We start from the raw sequence: 16,450 nt of genomic DNA on the forward strand, positions 1-16,450 counted from the left end.
ATCGCGAACTGGCGCGCGACACCAACATGCGCGTGTACTTCTGCGATCCGCACAGCCCCTGGCAGCGCGGCAGCTGCGAGAACACCAACGGACTGCTGCGCCAATTTCTGCCCAAGGGCACGGACCTGTCGGTCTACAGCCAAGACGAACTGGACTCCATTGCCGACCTGCTGAACAACCGGCCGCGCGCCACGCTCGACTGGCGCAGCCCCATTCAAGCTATGCGCGATCTCGTGCAAGGTATGGTCGAGCAACGCGACGCGACAATCCATTAATCGATCAGCAAATGCCGGGTGTTGCATTTCGGTTTTGAGACCGCCCTGACTAATGCCCAGGGGCAGGTGGTATGGCAGTGGCTGATCACAGGATTTGGAGAGGCGAACCCGACCATCGGGGCTACGTGTCGCATCCCGGACGATTGCATAGACTCAAAACGCTATCCACCCTTCATGGTTAAAGCGGTCCTGCAGGAACTGATAGGGCCCCTTGCAAAACTCGCCGAGCGCCACTGGCCCAGCCAGGTGGTGATCGACAGCCCGGTCGATGCGTCGATCGCGGCCAGCCAGGCGTTCTGGCGCGACAGCCAGGGGCGGGTCGCCCGAAGCTTCCTCAAACCATACGCCACCGCGTATCCTTCCACCCACCATCCCTCCGCACCTCCCCCATGGACGCCCTCCTGTTTGCCCCCGTCGCCGTGGCCATCGCGCTCACGCCCGGCCCCAACAATTTCTGTGGCCTCAACAACGGCATCCGCGCCGGCGTGGGGGCCGCGATGGTGGCCACGACCGGCCGAGCGGCGGCGTTCGCAATCTTTCTCACGGTGTCGGCCGTGGGCCTGGGGGCGATGCTGCTCGCGTCCGAGGCGGCGTTCACCGCCGTCAAGTGGGTGGGTGCGGCCTACCTGTTCTGGCTGGGCTGGCGCGCCTGGAACAGCCGCGAGTTCGGCGGGCTGGACCTGCTGGACGGCGAGGGGGCCGCGCAGGCCGCTGTCCCGCAGGCCGCGCCCCCGAGGCTGCGGGCGCTGGCGATGCAGGAGTTCCTGCTGGGCATCACCAATCCCAAGGCCATCATCCTGTTTGCGGCGGTGTTCCCGCAGTTCATCGATCCGGCGCAGCCCGCCGCGCGGCAGTTCCTGGTGCTGGGCACGGTCTATCTGCTGGCGGAGTTCGTCTCCACCGCCGTCTATGCCAGCTGCGGCCGGCAGATCCGGCGCGTGATCCGCTCGCAGCGCGGCGTGGCGCGGCTCAACAAGGCCACGGGCGGCTTCTTCATGGGGGCGGGCGGACTGCTGCTGGCCGCGAACCGCTGATCGGCTGATTGGTCGGCGCGCCTCACATCGCCTTGAAACGGTGGGCGTGCAGGCGGCTCACGGGCAGGCGCTCCGGGCGCCCGCGCAGCCGCAGGTGCAGGCGGCCGGCCTCGTCGCGCTCCACCGAGGCGATGGCCGTGGCGCGCACCAACGTGCCGCGGTGGATCTGCCAGAACGCCTCCGGCGCGAGCCGGGCGGCCAGCTCCTTGAGCGGCGTGCGCACCAGGTATTCGTGCCCGGCGGTGAGCACGCGCACGTACTTGTCGGCGGCCTCGAAGACCAGCACGTCGGCCACGGGCACGAAGTCGATGCGCGTGCCGCTGCCGGCTTGTAGAACGTCCAGCGGCGGTTCCCCCGCGTCTGCCAGCGCGGCCGGCGCTGGCAGCAGGCCACGCAGTTGCTCCAGCAGGGCCTGCAGCGGCGCCTCGGCCGCTGTCTCGGCCGTTGTCTCGCCGGGCAGCCTCCCTCCGGGCGCGGGCCGGGTACGCACCGCAAGGGACGCCTGCAGCTTCTGCACGGTCTTGCGCAGGCGCGCGGGCTGTACGGGCTTGAGCAGGTAGTCGAGCGCCTGGGCCTCGAAGGCCTGGACGGCGTACTGGTCGTAGGCGGTGACGAAGACCAGCGCGGGGAAGGGCGCCTCCTCCAGCGGCCAGGCATCGGCCAGCTCCAGCGCGGCCTCCAGCCCGCTCTGGCCGGGCATGCGGATGTCGAGCAGCAGCACGTCGGGGCGCAGCGCCAGCGTCTCCCGCACCGCGCCGTGGCCGTCGCCCACCGTGGCGGCGATGGCCAGTTCCGGCCATGCCCGGGCCAGTTCCTGGCGCAGGGCCTCGGCCAGCAGGGGTTCGTCTTCGGCGATCAGGGCGCGGGGGGCGTTGTGCATGGCGGTCAGGAGCGTGCAGGGGGCTGTTGCGGCAGCAGGGGGAGGGTGATGTGCGCACGGGTGCCGCCGGCTTCGCCCGGGGCCAGGTCCAGCGCCGCGTGGGCGCCGCCCAGCGTGGCCAATCGCTCGCGCACCTGCGTGAGGCCGAACCGTCCGGCGCCCGGGGTGGGAGGGTGGGCAGGGTCGGCGCCCAGCCCCACGCCGGTATCGCAGACGGTGAGCCGCAGCCGCGGCGGATCGCCCGGCTCCAGGCGCGCGGCGATCTCGATGCGCCCGCCCTGCACCTGCGGCTCCAGCCCGTGGCGGATGGCGTTCTCCACCAGCGGCTGCAGCAGCAGCGGCGGCACCGGCACCGCGCGCAGCGCCTCGGGCAGGTCCAGAGCGTAGGCCAGGCGCGGGCCCATGCGCACGGCCATCAGTTCCAGGTAGTCGCGCAGCAGGTCGAATTCGTCGGCCAGGGGGTGCCGGGCCGTGCGCGAGGCACCCAGCGTGGCGCGCAGGTAGGCGATGAAATGGTCCAGCATGGCCTGGGCGCGCGGCGGGTCGGTGGCGATGAGCACCCGCAGGTTGGCCAGGGTGTTGAACATCATGTGCGGTTCGAGCTGGGTCTGCAGCAGCTTGAGCCGCGCCTCGGCCGCGTCGCGCTGCGCTTCGGCGATCCTGCCCTCCAGGTAGCGGGCCTTGCCCTGGGCGTAGAAGAAGGACGAGATGGCCAGGCAGGCGAGCGCGGCGGTCGTCATGGCCCCGCCGGGGTGGTCCGGACGCAGGATGGCGCCGCCCGGCAGGACGGCCCGGAGGTAGGCATCCCCCATGGCCGAGCCCGCCACGAAGCCGAGCGAGCAGCCCGCCGCCACCAGCACCCCGCCGCGCCAGCCCAGCGGCCAGGGGATGGGGCTCTTGCGCGAGAGCCAGAGCCGCCCGGCCTCGATCAGCAGCCAGGTGTTCAGGCCGATGGAGAACGAGTACACGAACTGCGCGTGCCAGGGCCCCCGCCCGTAGGCGATCTGCAGGCCGGCGATGGCGGCGCAGAAGGCGGCCACGGCCAGGCCGTGCTGGAGGAACTGGCGCAGGTGGAAATGCTGCATGGGGCGGGATGGGGAAGGCCGCGCGGGAAGGCCGGCGGCCGTGGGCGATGGGATTGTGCGCGCGGCGGGCCGGCCCGTCAGCCCCGGTCCGTGCCGGCGCGGCGGCGCAGCGCGGCGCGTTCGCGCTCCAGCAGGCGCTCGTAGAGGCCCGCGCCGCTCCCGCCCAGCCCCACCGCCACGCCGTGCGCGAGCAGGCCCAGCCCCCAGCCGAGGGCCGGGAACATGGCCCAGTGCCGGCCCTGGTAGGCCGCCAGGGCCGCGAGGCCGAGGTTCACGCAGACATAGACGCCGGCGTGCACCAGCCAGCCGAACTGGGACCGCGCGCGGCGGCGGGCGAGGTGTTCGAGGGTGTCGGGGTGGCGGCGGTCGGCCGGCAGGGCGTCGTGCATGGCGATTCTCCGTGTGAAGGGGATGAGGCTGGGGCTGTCGGGAGGGACTGTGGCCCCCCGGGCGGCCCGGGACCAGCGCCCCGCGACGGAATGCCGCCCGCGCGGCGCGAAGCGCCCGCCGGGGGACGCCACCGGCCCCGGGGTGCCTTGGAGGGCGGCGCGGGAGGCGTGGAGGGGGCGGCGGTCGGCCGGGGTTTACGTTTCTTCGCACGGCATTGGGGAAAACGGTACGTTCTGCTTCTACGATCGAAGCCACTTGCCGAGAGGCTGCCGCCGCCCTGCCCGGGGCGGCTGACCCGGCCCCGCCCACCGACTCCGCCCACCGACCGCCATGAGTTCCAACGATCCGCACGCCTCCCCCCCGAACGCCCCTCCCGCCGGCCCCGATGCGGGCACCCGCCGCCCGAGCCGGCGGTCCCGCTGGCTGGGCTCCGGGGTGGCGGTGCTGGCCGTGGCCCTGCTGTGCGGCGGCGCCTGGTGGCTGGTGCAGCGCTCCAAGGCGCCCGCGGCCGGGGCCGGCTTCTCCATGCCGGGCGGGCCGGGCGGACCCGGGGGGCCCGGCGGACCGGGCCCCGGCGGCGGTGGCGGTGGCGGACGCACCCAGGTGACGGTGGGCGAGGCCACGGCCCGCATGGCGCGCCTGCCGGTCACCATCGATGCGCTGGGCACCGTGACGCCCGTGGCCACGGTCACGCTGCGGCCGCAGGTGTCGGGCGTGCTCACGCAGGTGCTCTTCACCGAGGGGCAGGCGGTGCGCAAGGGCCAGGTGCTGGCGCAGATCGACCCGCGCCCTTATGAGCAGGCGCTGATGCAGGCCGAGGGCACGCGCCGCCGCGACGAGGCGCAGCTGGAGAACGCGCGCCTCACGCTGGACCGCTACCGCACGCTGCTCGGGCAGGATTCCATCGCCCGCCAGGACGTGGATACGCAGGCCGCGCTGGTCAAGCAGCTGGAGGGCACGGTGATGACCGACCGCGCCCAGGAGCGCACCGCGCGCCTCAACCTGGACTACACGCGCGTCACCGCGCCGGCCGACGGCCGCATCGGCCTGCGCACGGTGGATGCCGGCAACTACGTGACCGCCGGCGAGACCACGGGCCTGGCCACCATCACGCAGATGGCGCCGATCGACGTGCAGTTCTCCATCCCGCAGGACCGCGTGGCCGACGTGCAGGGCGCGGCGGACGCGGCCGGCGCGGACGGGCTGGCCGTGGCGGCCAGCGACCGCACGCGCACCGCCGAGCTGGCGCGGGGGCGCTTTTCCACGCTGGACAACCTCGTGGATACCTCCACCGGCACCGTGAAGGCCAAGGCACGCTTCGGCAACGCCGAGGGGCGGCTCTTTCCCAACCAGTTCGTGAACGTGCGGCTGCAACTGCGCGAGGTGCCGGCCCTGGTGGTGCCGGTGACGGCGGTGCGCACCGGCGCCAACGGCGATTTTGTCTATGTGATCAACGAGGACCGCACGGTCACGCAGCGCAAGGTGCGGCGCGGGCAGGCCACGGTGGAGCGGATCGCGATCGCCGAAGGCCTGAAGCCCGGCGAGCGCGTGGTGACCGAGGGCGGCGACCGCCTGCGCGACGGCGCGCGCGTGCAGCTCCAGGGCGCGAGCGCTCCCCAGGGCGGTGCCAGCGGGGCCGCGGGCGCGCCCGGGCACCGCCAGCGTGCCTCCGGCGCGTCGTGGCCCGCCGACGGGGAAGGGCGGGGCGAGGGCGGGCATGGGCACCGCATGCGCCCGGCCCCGGGCGATGCGGCCTCCGCGCCTGCCGGGGCGGCCTCCGCCCCCGCGGGTGATGCCTCCGCGCCTGCCGCGCGGCCCCGCCAGCCCTGAGGCGTGCCCGGTCCATGAGCCCGTCGCGTCCCTTCATCGAGCGGCCCGTCGCCACCGCGCTCCTCATGCTGGCCATCGTGCTGGCGGGGCTGGTGGGTTTCCGCTTCCTGCCCCTGTCGGCCCTGCCGCAGGTGGATTACCCGACCATCCAGGTCCAGACGCTCTACCCGGGCGCGAGCCCCGAGGTCATGAGCCGCAACGTCTCCGCGCCGCTGGAGCGCCAGTTCGGCCAGATGCCTGGCCTCTCGCGCATGGCCTCCACCAGCGCGGCGGGCGTGTCCATCGTCACGCTGCAGTTCGACCTGGGCCTCGCGCTCGACGTGGCCGAGCAGGAGGTGCAGGCCGCCATCAACGCCGGCAACTCGCTGCTGCCCACCGACCTGCCCGCGCCGCCCGTCTATGCCAAGGTGAACCCGGCCGACGCGCCGGTGCTCACGCTGGCGATCAGCTCCGAGACGCTGCCGCTCACCGAGGTGCAGAACCTCGTGAACACGCGCCTGGCGCAGAAGATCAGCCAGGTGCCGGGCGTGGGCCTCGTAACGCTGGCGGGCGGGCAGCGGCCGGCCGTGCGCATCCAGGCCGACACCAAGGCGCTCGCCTCCTACGGCATCGGCCTCGATACGCTGCGCACCGCCATCACCGCGGCCAACGCCAACAGCGCCAAGGGCAGCTTCGACGGCCCGCAGCGCGCCTACACCATCAACGCCAACGACCAGCTCCTCACGGTGGAGGACTACAAGAACCTCGTCGTGACGTGGAAGAACGGCGCGCCGGTGCGCATGATCGACGTGGCGCGCGTGGTGAACGGCGCCGAGAACGATCGCCTGCGCGCCTGGGCCGGCGTCCGCGCCGCGCCGGGCCGCCCCAAGCCAGCGGAGGCCCCCTCGGGGGGCAGCGAACCAGGCGAAGCCGGGAGCGTGGGGGCCACATTGACGCCGGCCATCATCCTCAACGTGCAGCGCCAGCCGGGCGCGAACGTGATTTCCACGGTGGACAGCATCCAGCGCCAGCTGCCCGAGCTGCGGGCCGGCCTGCCGGCGAGCCTGGACGTCGAGGTGCTCTCCGACCGCACCACCGGCATCCGCGCCTCGGTGCACCACGTGGAGATGGAGCTGGTGCTGGCCGTGCTCATGGTGGTGCTGGTGATCTTCTTCTTCCTGCACAGCCTGCGCGCCACGGTGATCGCCAGCCTCGCGGTGCCGATCTCGCTCATCGGCACCTGCGGGCTGATGTATCTGCTGGGCTACAGCCTCAACAACCTGAGCCTGATGGCGCTCACCATCGCCACGGGCTTCGTGGTGGACGACGCCATCGTGATGATCGAGAACATCGCGCGCTACATCGAGGAGGGCGAGCCGCCGTTCCAGGCCGCGCTCAAGGGCGCCACGCAGATCGGCTTCACCATCATCTCGCTCACGGTGTCGCTCATCGCGGTGCTGATCCCGCTGCTCTTCATGAGCGACGTGGTGGGGCGGCTCTTCCGTGAGTTCGCGGTCACGCTGGCGCTCACCATCCTGATCTCGGCGGTGGTCTCGCTCACGCTGGTGCCGATGATGTCGGCGCGCTGGCTCAAGGCGGTGCCGCACGGCGCCCAGCGCGGACTGGGCGGCGCCATCCAGCGCGGTTTCGACCGCGTGATCGCGCGCTACGACGGCTGGCTGCAATGGGTGCTGCGCCACCAGGGCGCGACGCTGGTGGTGGCGCTGCTCACGCTGGTGCTCACCGGGCTGCTGTACGTGCTGATCCCCAAGGGGCTCTTTCCCACGCAGGACACGGGCCAGTTGCAGGCGCGCGTGGTGGCTGCGCAGGACGTGTCCTTCGCTCGGATGAGCGAGCTGCAGCAGGCCGCCGCTCGCGCCATCCTGCAGGACCCGGATGTGGCCTCGCTCAGCTCTTTCGTGGGCGTGGACGGCGCCAACAACACCATGCTCAACGCGGGCCGCATGCTCATCAACCTGAAGGCCGGGCGCGACGGCCAGGAGACGGTGATGCAGCGCCTGCGCGAGCGGGTGCAGGCCGTGGCCGGCGTGACGCTTTACCTGCAGCCCACGCAGGACCTGACCATCGATGCCGAAACCGGCTCCACCGAGTACCGCGCCACCCTCGGCGGCGTCGATTCGGCCGAGGTGAACGAATGGACGAACCGGCTCGTGGAGCGCCTGCGCAGCGTGCCCCAGGTGCGCAACGCCACCACCGATGCCGGCGCGCAGGGGCTCTCGGCCTTCGTCGATATCGACCGCCCGACGGCCGCGCGCCTCTCGGTCACGGCCAGCTCGGTGGACGACACGCTCTACAGCGCCTTCGGCCAGCGCATCGTCTCCACCATCTTCACCGAGACCAACCAGTACCGCGTGATCCTGGAGGCGCAGCAGGACAGCCTCGCGAGCCCCGAGGCGCTGGGCACGCTACCCCTGCGCACGGGCGCGGGCACGCCCACGCCGCTCTCGGCCGTGGCCGCCATCCGCGAGCAGCCGGCGCCGCTGCAGGTCACGCGCGTGGCGCAGTACCCGGCGGCCACGCTGGGCTTCGACAAGGCCGAGGGCGTGTCGCTCGGCGAGGCGGTGGATGCGATCCGCGCCGCCGCGAAAGAGATCGGCCTGCCCGCGAGCCTGTCGCTGCAGTTCCAGGGCGCGGCCGGCGCCTACGAGAAGTCGCTCACCAGCCAGCTCTGGCTGATCCTCGCGGCCATGGTGTGCGTGTACATCGTGCTGGGTGTGCTCTACGAGAGCTACGTGCACCCGCTCACCATCCTCTCCACGCTGCCCTCGGCGGGCGTGGGCGCGCTGCTCGCGCTCATGCTCACGGGCAACGACCTGGGCGTGATCGGCATCATCGGCATCATCCTGCTGATCGGCATCGTGAAGAAGAACGCGATCATGATGATCGACTTCGCCATCGATGCCGAGCGCAATCAGGGCCTGGGGCCGCAGGAGGCCATCCACCAGGCGGCGCTGCTGCGCTTTCGGCCCATCCTCATGACCACGCTGGCCGCGCTCTTCGCCGCGCTGCCGCTGATGCTGGGCTGGGGTGATGGCGCCGAATTGCGCCGGCCGCTGGGCCTTGCGATCTTCGGCGGGCTGGTGCTCAGCCAGCTGCTCACGCTCTTCACCACGCCGGTGATCTACCTCGCCTTCGACCGGCTGGGCCGGCGCTGGACGGGCCGGGGCACGGCCGCCGCGCCCGCGCTGCCCGGGGACACTGCGGAAAAGGGCGCAGAGGGAGCAGAAGGCCGCGCCGCCGGGGAGGGCGCGCCGTGAACCTCTCGCGCCCCTTCGTGGAGCGGCCGGTCGCCACCGTGCTGCTCACCATCGGCATCGCACTGGCGGGCATCGCTGCCTTCTTCACGCTGCCGGTGGCGCCGCTGCCGCAGGTGGACTACCCGGCCATCTCCGTCTCGGCCAGCCTGTCCGGCGGCAGCCCCGACACCATGGCCAGCAGCGTGGCCACGCCGCTGGAGCGGCGCCTGGGCGTGATCGCGGGGCTCAACGAGATCACCTCCAGCAGCTCCAACGGCTCGGCGCGCATCAACCTGCAGTTCGACCTGAGCCGCAACATCGACAGCGCCGCGCGCGAGGTGCAGGCCGCCATCAACGCCGCGCGCGCCGACCTGCCCGCCACGCTGCGCAGCAACCCCACCTACCGCAAGATGAACCCGGCCGATTCGCCGGTCATCATCCTGGCGCTCACGTCGAAGACACGCACGCCCGGCGAGATCTACGACGCCGTCTCCAACGTGGTGAGCCAGCGCATCGCGCAGGTGGAGGGCGTGGGCGACGTGGAGATCGGCGGCGGCTCGCTGCCCGCCGTGCGGGTGGAGCTGCTGCCCTTCGCGCTCAACCGCTACGGCATCGGCGGCGAGGACGTGCGCGCGGCCATCCAGGCGGCCAATGCCAACCGGCCCAAGGGCGCCATCGAGAGCGATGGGCGGCGGCTGCAGATCTACACGCCCTCGCCGTCACGGCGCGCGGCCGACTATGCCGACCTGGTCATCGCCTGGCGCGACGGTGCGCCGGTGCGCCTGGGCGACGTGGCCCGCGTGATCGACGGCGTGGAGAACACGCGCACGCTGGGCCTCTTCAACGGCGAGCCGGCCATCATCGTGCTCATCACGCGCCAGCCCGGCGCCAACATCATCGAGACGGTGGACGGTGTGCGCGCGCTGATCCCCGCGCTGCAGGCGCAGCTGCCGCAGGACATCCGCATCGCGGTGGCCTCCGACAGCACCAACTCCATCCGCGCATCGCTGCACGAGATCGAGCTGACGCTGATGGTCTCCATCGCGCTGGTGGTGCTGGTGGTGGGCGTGTTCCTGCGCAAGGCGCGCGCCACGGTCATCCCGGCCGTGGCCACGGTGGTGTCGCTGCTGGGCACCTTCGGCATCATGGCCCTGCTGGGCTTCAGCCTCAACAACCTGAGCCTGATGGCGCTCACCGTGGCCACCGGCTTCGTGGTGGACGACGCCATCGTGGTGCTGGAGAACACCAGCCGCCACATCGAGGCCGGCATGGACCGCATGGCGGCGGCGCTGCGGGGCGCGCGCGAGGTGGGCTTCACCGTGCTCTCGATCAGCCTGTCGCTGGTGGCGGTGTTCATCCCGCTGCTGTTCATGGACGGGCAGGTCGGGCGCCTGTTCCGCGAGTTCGCCATCACGCTCTCGGTGGCCGTGAGCATCTCGCTGGTGATCTCGCTCACCACCACGCCGATGATGTGCGCCTGGCTGCTGCGCTCGGAGCCCGAGGGCGAGCGCCGCGCCCCCGGCCGCCTCGCCCGCTGGACCGTGCGCGCGCAGGACGCCGTGCTGCGCGGCTATGGCCACGCGCTCGACTGGGCGCTGGCGAGCAAGGTGCTGGTGATGCTGGTGCTGGCCGCGGTGATCGGGCTCAACGTCTATCTGTTCAGCCACATCCCCAAGGGCTTCTTCCCCCAGCAGGACAACGGACAACTGGCGGGCGGACTGCGCGCGGACCAGAGCATCTCCTCGGAGGCGCTCGCGGGCAAGCTGCGCGAGGCGCTGGACATCATCCGCAAGGACCCGGCGGTGGACACCGTGGTGGGCTTCTCGGGCGGCGGGCGCGCGGGCGGCGGCTTCATGTTCGTGAACCTCAAGCCGGTCGCGGAGCGCCACGAGCCCAGCATGGCCGTGGTGGCGCGGCTGCGCCCGCAGCTCGCGCGGCTCACTGGCCTGCAGGTGTTCCTGAACCCGGTGCAGGATTTGCGCATGGGCGGGCGGTCGAGCAATTCGACCTACCAGTACACCTTGAAGAGCGACAACCTCGCCGACCTGCGCGTCTGGGCGCGGCGGCTGGCCGAGCGGCTCAAGCAGGAGACGCTGCTCACCGACGTGGACACCGACCAGGCCGACAACGGCTCGGAGACCTACGTGGAGGTGGACCGCGCGAGCGCCTCGCGCCTGGGCGTGAGCGCCGCGGCCATCGACGCGGCGCTCTACAACGCGTTCGGGCAGCGCTCCGTCGCCACCATCTACGGCGAGCTGAACCAGTACTCCGTCATCATGGAATGGGCGCCCGAGACCACGCGCGGCCCGCCGGCGCTCTCGGACATCTTCGTGCCCGCCAATCCCACGGGCGCCACGGGCACGTCCGCCAATCCCGGGCAGCGCGGCGCGTCCACCGGCCAGGTGCTGTCGAACACCGCGTCCACCATGGTGCCGCTCGGGGCGATCGCGAAGGTGGTGGAGCGCGCGGCGCCCACGTCCATCAACCACCAGGACGGCGAGCTGGCCACCACCATCTCGTTCAACCTGGACGGCAACACCTCGCTGGGCCAGGCGCGGCAGATCATCGAGCAGGCCGAGGCCGACATCGCCATGCCCACCAATGTGCGCGGCAGCTTCCAGGGCACGGCGCGCAGCTTCCAGCAGACGCAGGGGCAGCAGTTCTTCCTGATCCTGGCGGCCATCGTGGTGATCTACATCGTGCTCGGCGTGCTCTACGAGAGCTTGATCCACCCGGTCACGGTGCTCACCACGCTGCCCTCGGCCGGCGTGGGCGCGGTGCTGGCGCTGCTGCTGTTCAAGATGCAGTTCACCATCATCGCGCTCATCGGCGTGTTCCTGCTCATCGGCATCGTGAAAAAGAACGCCATCCTCATCATCGACTTCGCGCTGGAGGCCGAGCGCGCGCGCGGCCTCACGGCCACCGAGGCGGTGCGCGAGGCCTGTATGCTGCGGTTCCGCCCGATCCTGATGACCACGCTGGCCGCGGCCCTGGGCGCGCTGCCGCTCGCGATCGGCTTCGGCCAGGGCTCCGAGCTGCGCCAGCCGCTGGGCGTGGCCATCATCGGCGGGCTGATCGCCAGCCAGTTGCTCACGCTGCTGACCACGCCCGTGGTCTACGTGCTGCTCGACAAGCTGCGCCGTCCGGGCGCCAACGAACGACAACTCAGCCGGGCCGCCGACTCCGCGGCGCTGCCCGCTCCCGTGCAACGACCATGAACCCTGCCATTGCCACCCCTCCGCGCCGCGCCGCGCCCTCCGCGGTGCGTGCCGCCTGCCTCGCGCTGCTGCTGCCGGCCTGGCTCGCCGCCTGCTCCGTGGCGCCGGTGTACGAGCCGCCGGCACTGGCCACGCCCGTGCCGGCCGCCTTCAAGGAGGCCGGCGCGCTGTGGCAGCCGGCCGCCCCGGCCGACGGGCTCGACCGGGGCGACTGGTGGACGCTGTTCGGCGACGAGGAGCTGAACCGCCTCGCCGCGCAGGTGCAGGTCTCCAACCAGAACATCGCCGCCGCCGTGGCCGCCTACGCGCAGGCCCAGGCCGTGGTGCGCGAGCAGCGCGCCGGGCTGCTGCCCGCCCTGAACCTGTCGGCCAGCGGCACCCGCGCAGGCGGCGAGGGGTCCACGCGCAGGGGCACCACCACGCAGGGCGCGCTGGCCGCGAGCTGGGCGCCCGACGTGTGGGGGCGCCTGGGCAGCGCGGTGGACAACGCCACCGCCAGCGCCCAGGCCAGCGAGGCCGATCTGGCGGCGGCGCGGCTCTCGGCCGTGGGGTCGCTGGTGGCCGCGTACTTCCAGCTGCGCGAAGCCGATGCCGAGGCCGACCTGCTGCGCGCCACGGTGGAGGCCTACGAGCGCAGCCTGCGCATCGCGCAGAACCGCTACGACGCCGGTGTGGCCGCGCAGTCCGACGTGCTGCAGGCACGCACCCAGCTCGCCAACGCGCGCGCCGACCTGGCCACGGCGCAGCGCACCCGCGCGGGCTACGAGCACGCCATCGCGGTGCTGGCGGGCCAGCCGCCGGCCGCGTTCGCGCTGCCTTCGGGCGCCTGGGTGGCGCGCGTTCCCGAGGTGCCGGCGAGCGTGCCGTCCACGCTGCTGGAGCGCCGGCCCGACATCGCGGCGGCCGAGCGCGCGGTGGCCTCGGCCAATGCGCAGATCGGCGTGCAGCGCGCCGCGTACTTCCCGAGCTTGAGCCTCTCGGCCTCGCTGGGCCGCTCGGGCACCAGCGTGGCCGACCTGTTCAGCGCCTCGGGCGCGCTCTGGTCGCTGGGCCTCTCGGCCGCGCAGACGGTGTTCGACGGCGGCGCGATCGCGGCGCGCGTGGAGCAGGCGCGCGCGGCCCGCGATGCGCGCGTGGCCAATTACCGGCAGACCGTGCTCACCGCCTTCCAGGCCGTGGAGGACCAGCTCACTGCGCTGAACACGCTGCAGGCGCAGGAGCCGCTGCGCCAGGAGGCCGTCTCGGCCGCGCAGCGCACCGAGGAGCAGATGCTCAACCGCTACCGCGCGGGCCAGGTGGGCTACACCGAGGTGGTCACCGCGCAGGTGTCCGCGCTCACGGCGCGCCGCGCTTTGCTGCAGCTGCAGGTGAGCCGCCAGCTGGCCGCCGCCTCGCTGGTGCAGGCGCTGGGCGGCGGCTGGCAGGCGCCCTGGACGGAGGCCGGCGCGGCGGCCGCGGCGCGGCAGGGTGCCTCCGCACCCCGATAATCCCCGGCTGCTTCTCCCCAACAAAGGATTCCCGTGGATTTCATCCTGCTGGCCAAGGCCGCCGTCATGGGCGTGGTCGAGGGCCTGACCGAGTTCCTGCCCATCTCCTCCACCGGGCACCTGATCCTCGCCGGCGCGCTGCTCGGCTTCGACGACGAGAAGGCCAAGGTCTTCGACATCGCCATCCAGACCGGCGCCATCTTCGCCGTGATCCTGGTCTATTGGCAGAAGATCCGCGAGACGCTGGTGGCGCTGCCCACGCAGCGGCAGGCGCAGCGCTTCACGCTCAACGTGCTCATCGGCTTCCTGCCGGCCGTGGTGCTGGCCCTCATCTTCGGCAAGGCCATCAAGGCGCACCTGTTCACTCCTGTGGTCGTGGCCACCACCTTCATCCTGGGCGGCTTCGTGATCCTCTGGGCCGAGCGCCGCGCGCCGCGCGCGGTGCGGGTCGCCTCGGTGGACGACATGACCCCCATCGACGCGCTCAAGGTGGGCCTGGTGCAGTGCCTGGCCATGGTGCCCGGCACCAGCCGCAGCGGCGCCACCATCATCGGCGGCATGCTGCTGGGCCTCTCGCGCAAGGCGGCCACCGACTTCTCGTTCTTCCTCGCCATTCCGACGCTGATCGGCGCGGGCGTGTACAGCCTCTACAAGGAGCGGCACCTGCTCTCGATGGCCGACCTGCCGATCTTCGCCGTGGGGCTCGTGTTCTCGTTCATCAGCGCGTGGCTGTGCGTGCGCTGGCTGCTGCGCTACATCAGCACGCACAGCTTCGTGCCGTTCGCCTACTACCGCATCGTCTTCGGCGTGGTGGTGCTGGTCACCGCCTGGACGGGCTGGGTGAACTGGTCGGCGTAGCGGGGGCAGCGCGGGCGCCTACCGCGCCGCGCCGCCCAGGTTCAGCACCGCCGCCTCGATGGCCGCCGCCGTGGCGCGGGGCCGCTCCATGGGGAAGAGGTGGCTGCCGTCCAGCATGGCGATGCGGCCCTGCGTGATGCGCCGCGTGAGGTCCAGGCCCACCTGGCGCAACTCCTCGGAGGCCAGGCCGCCGATGAAGGCGGCCGGGCAGCGCAGCGGGTGGGCCGACAGCAGCCGCCCCAGGTTGTGCGGCAGGGTGTTGTAGATGGCGGTCTCCACGTCGCGGTCGAAATGCAGGGCCACGCCGCCGTCCGCGTGCGGCCGCAGGCCGTGGTCCACGTAGTCGCGCAGCACCGCATCGTCCCAGCGCGAGAAAGCCTTCTTGCGCCGGAAGTGCTCCAGCGCCTCCTCCGTGTTGTCCCAGCGGTTGCGCCGGGCGCGGCTGATCTTGCCCGGCGAGACGGCCCCCACGAGTTGCGCATGCTTGGCCATGCCCAGCGCGCCGGCGCGCCAGCCGCCGATCAGGGGCGAGTCGATCATCACCACGCCGCGCGCGATGTCCGGGTGGCGGGCCGCCGCCATTACGCTCAGGAACCCCCCGAGCGAGTGCCCCACCAGGAAGACCGGCCCGCCCGCGCGCTCGGCCTGCCCGCGCGCGAAATCGGCGAGCTGCTGCACCAGCCCCGGCCAGTTGCTCGTGACCGGGTAGCGCGGATCGTGGCCGAAGCGCTCCACCGCGTCCACGCCGAAGCCGCGCTCGCGCAGGTGCTCGAAAAGCACGCGGTAGGTGCCCGCGGGAAAGCTGTTGGCGTGGGAGAAGACCAGCGGAATCATCGGGGGTGCGGCGCGCCGGCCCTCGGTGGGGCGGTCAGATGAGCTTGTCGCTCGGGGTGCCGATCTTGCGCAGGGGCCGGCTGCGCGTGGGCTCCGCCTTGATCGGCACCTCGGTGGCGCCGCCGTGCCAGTCGGGGTCCTCGATGCTGTCGAACATCTGGCGCAGCTTCTGGCCCCAGCTGCTGCGCAGCATCCGGAAATAGGGGTTCTGCTCGTCGATGCAGACGATCTTGTCGGTGGCGAGGCGCCCGGCCTCATACACCACGAGGTCCAGCGGCAGGCCCACCGACAGGTTGGACTTGAGCGTGCTGTCCATGGACACCAGCGCGCACTTGGCGGCCTCGTCCAGCGGCGTCTCGGGGGTGAGCACGCGGTCCAGCACGGGCTTGCCGTACTTGGATTCGCCCACCTGGAAATAAGGCGTCTCGGGCGTGGCCTCGATGAAGTTGCCGGCCGAATAGACCTGGAAGAGCCGCATGCCCTCGCCCTGGATCTGCCCACCGAAGACCATCGAGACGTTGAAGTCCACGCCCGAGCGCTTGAGCGCCGCGCCGTCGCGCTCGTGCACGTGGCGCACGGCCGATCCGAGCACGCGCGTGGCATCGAACATGCTCTTGGCGTTCCAGATGGTGATGGGCTCGCCGCCGTCGCGGTCCACGAGCTGTTCGGTCTGCAGGATCTCCCGCACCGACTGGGAGATGCTCAGGTTGCCGGCCGACAGCAGCACCATGAAGCGGTCGCCCGGCCGCTCGTAGATCATCATCTTGCGGAAGGAACTGATCTGGTCCAGGCCGGCGTTGGTGCGGGAATCGGACAGGAAGACCAGTCCGGCGTTGAGCTTGATGGCGACGCAGTACGTCATGGGGAAACGGTGGGGGAGGAAAAAAACGGAAGGACCGAGTGTAGTGGGGTGCGCGCGGCCGGGGGCCGGGCCGGGCGTCCGGGGTATTTATTTCATTCGGCAAGGTAATGGATGAACGGACATTCTTAGAGCGTGTTTACGATCTCCCCCGACAATCCTGGGGTGAAAAGAAAGCCATACCCAAGCGACATCAGTAGAGAGAAGTTTGCCGAGATCGAGCCGCTGCTGCGCAGCGTTCGGCGCAGCACCAAACCGATCAAGCTGGACCTGTACGAAGTGTTCTGTGCAGTGCTGTACCTGCTTCGCACGGGTTGTCAGTGGCGCTATCTGCCGCCGCAGTTCCCCAAGTGGCACAACGTCTATGCGTACTGGCGCAAGTGGAGCGAGCCTGACCAGCACGGAGTGAGCGTGCTGGAGCAGGCTTTAAAAAAATCAGGTTGGCGCGGCCCGCGAGAGACTGG

At 71.6% G+C, this 16,450-nt stretch carries 13 protein-coding genes; 8 read left to right on the forward strand and 5 right to left on the reverse strand.

The window, feature by feature from the left end:
- The coding region (locus AX018_RS23075) for an IS30 family transposase (RefSeq protein WP_111882393.1) at nucleotides 1-275 on the forward strand (275 nt) is incomplete at its 5' end.
- A 389-nt stretch (nucleotides 276-664) separates the two neighbouring features.
- The gene (locus AX018_RS23080) at nucleotides 665-1,309 is read left to right on the forward strand and encodes a LysE family translocator (protein WP_111882396.1); all 645 of its coding nucleotides are present in this window, start codon (nucleotides 665-667) and stop codon (nucleotides 1,307-1,309) included.
- Nucleotides 1,310-1,331: 22 nt separating this feature from the next.
- On the opposite strand, the gene AX018_RS23085 is transcribed toward AX018_RS23080, so the two are convergent.
- The 3 genes from AX018_RS23085 to AX018_RS23095 form a co-directional block, all read right to left on the reverse strand.
- Complete coding sequence (locus AX018_RS23085; RefSeq protein ID WP_111882399.1) at nucleotides 1,332-2,189, reverse strand: LytR/AlgR family response regulator transcription factor; 858 nt, start codon at nucleotides 2,187-2,189, stop codon at nucleotides 1,332-1,334.
- Nucleotides 2,190-2,194: 5 nt separating this feature from the next.
- Nucleotides 2,195-3,274: a sensor histidine kinase gene (locus AX018_RS23090; protein ID WP_111882401.1), complete on the reverse strand. Its 1,080-nt coding sequence runs from the start codon at nucleotides 3,272-3,274 to the stop codon at nucleotides 2,195-2,197.
- A gap of 77 nt (nucleotides 3,275-3,351) precedes the next feature.
- The gene (locus AX018_RS23095) at nucleotides 3,352-3,663 is read right to left on the reverse strand and encodes a 2TM domain-containing protein (RefSeq protein ID WP_111882404.1); all 312 of its coding nucleotides are present in this window, start codon (nucleotides 3,661-3,663) and stop codon (nucleotides 3,352-3,354) included.
- A gap of 331 nt (nucleotides 3,664-3,994) precedes the next feature.
- On the opposite strand from AX018_RS23095, the gene AX018_RS23100 reads away from it, so the two are divergent.
- The 5 genes from AX018_RS23100 to AX018_RS23120 are packed head-to-tail and all read left to right on the forward strand — an operon-like array spanning nucleotide 3,995 to nucleotide 14,293.
- Nucleotides 3,995-5,494, forward strand: coding sequence for an efflux RND transporter periplasmic adaptor subunit (locus AX018_RS23100; RefSeq protein ID WP_111882407.1), 1,500 nt, complete (start codon nucleotides 3,995-3,997; stop codon nucleotides 5,492-5,494).
- A 14-nt stretch (nucleotides 5,495-5,508) separates the two neighbouring features.
- The gene (locus AX018_RS23105; protein WP_170146334.1) at nucleotides 5,509-8,751 is read left to right on the forward strand and encodes an efflux RND transporter permease subunit; all 3,243 of its coding nucleotides are present in this window, start codon (nucleotides 5,509-5,511) and stop codon (nucleotides 8,749-8,751) included.
- On the forward strand, nucleotides 8,748-11,948 hold the full coding sequence (locus AX018_RS23110; protein ID WP_111882410.1) for an efflux RND transporter permease subunit: 3,201 nt from the start codon (nucleotides 8,748-8,750) through the stop codon (nucleotides 11,946-11,948). Before AX018_RS23105 ends, AX018_RS23110 begins: the two co-directional genes overlap by 4 nt.
- Nucleotides 11,945-13,435 (forward strand): efflux transporter outer membrane subunit, encoded by a 1,491-nt coding sequence (locus tag AX018_RS23115; protein ID WP_111882411.1) that lies wholly within the window; start codon nucleotides 11,945-11,947, stop codon nucleotides 13,433-13,435. The genes AX018_RS23110 and AX018_RS23115 overlap by 4 nt, the downstream gene beginning before the upstream one ends.
- Before the next feature lie 33 nt (nucleotides 13,436-13,468).
- On the forward strand, nucleotides 13,469-14,293 hold the full coding sequence (locus AX018_RS23120) for an undecaprenyl-diphosphate phosphatase (protein ID WP_111882413.1): 825 nt from the start codon (nucleotides 13,469-13,471) through the stop codon (nucleotides 14,291-14,293).
- Nucleotides 14,294-14,311: 18 nt separating this feature from the next.
- On the opposite strand, the gene AX018_RS23125 is transcribed toward AX018_RS23120, so the two are convergent.
- Both AX018_RS23125 and AX018_RS23130 read right to left on the reverse strand, forming a co-directional pair.
- A complete protein-coding gene (locus tag AX018_RS23125; RefSeq protein ID WP_111882415.1) occupies nucleotides 14,312-15,127 on the reverse strand; it encodes an alpha/beta hydrolase in 816 nt (271 codons plus the stop codon).
- Nucleotides 15,128-15,161: 34 nt separating this feature from the next.
- On the reverse strand, nucleotides 15,162-15,989 hold the full coding sequence (locus AX018_RS23130; protein WP_111882418.1) for a proteasome-type protease: 828 nt from the start codon (nucleotides 15,987-15,989) through the stop codon (nucleotides 15,162-15,164).
- 162 nt (nucleotides 15,990-16,151) lie between these two features.
- On the opposite strand from AX018_RS23130, the gene AX018_RS23135 reads away from it, so the two are divergent.
- Nucleotides 16,152-16,450: transposase (locus AX018_RS23135; protein WP_170146326.1), on the forward strand; the 299-nt coding region annotated here is incomplete at its 3' end.

The organism is Paracidovorax anthurii, from assembly GCF_003269065.1.
GTDB lineage: Bacteria > Pseudomonadota > Gammaproteobacteria > Burkholderiales > Burkholderiaceae_C > Paracidovorax > Paracidovorax anthurii.

Coding starts and splice junctions, on each gene's coding strand:
- AX018_RS23080 (WP_111882396.1), top strand. CDS start 665: ATGGACGCCCTCCTGTTTGCCCCCGTCGCCGTGGCCATCGCGCTCACG.
- AX018_RS23085 (WP_111882399.1), bottom strand. CDS start 2,189: ATGCACAACGCCCCCCGCGCCCTGATCGCCGAAGACGAACCCCTGCTG.
- AX018_RS23090 (WP_111882401.1), bottom strand. CDS start 3,274: ATGCAGCATTTCCACCTGCGCCAGTTCCTCCAGCACGGCCTGGCCGTG.
- AX018_RS23095 (WP_111882404.1), bottom strand. CDS start 3,663: ATGCACGACGCCCTGCCGGCCGACCGCCGCCACCCCGACACCCTCGAA.
- AX018_RS23100 (WP_111882407.1), top strand. CDS start 3,995: ATGAGTTCCAACGATCCGCACGCCTCCCCCCCGAACGCCCCTCCCGCC.
- AX018_RS23105 (WP_170146334.1), top strand. CDS start 5,509: ATGAGCCCGTCGCGTCCCTTCATCGAGCGGCCCGTCGCCACCGCGCTC.
- AX018_RS23115 (WP_111882411.1), top strand. CDS start 11,945: ATGAACCCTGCCATTGCCACCCCTCCGCGCCGCGCCGCGCCCTCCGCG.
- AX018_RS23125 (WP_111882415.1), bottom strand. CDS start 15,127: ATGATTCCGCTGGTCTTCTCCCACGCCAACAGCTTTCCCGCGGGCACC.
- AX018_RS23130 (WP_111882418.1), bottom strand. CDS start 15,989: ATGACGTACTGCGTCGCCATCAAGCTCAACGCCGGACTGGTCTTCCTG.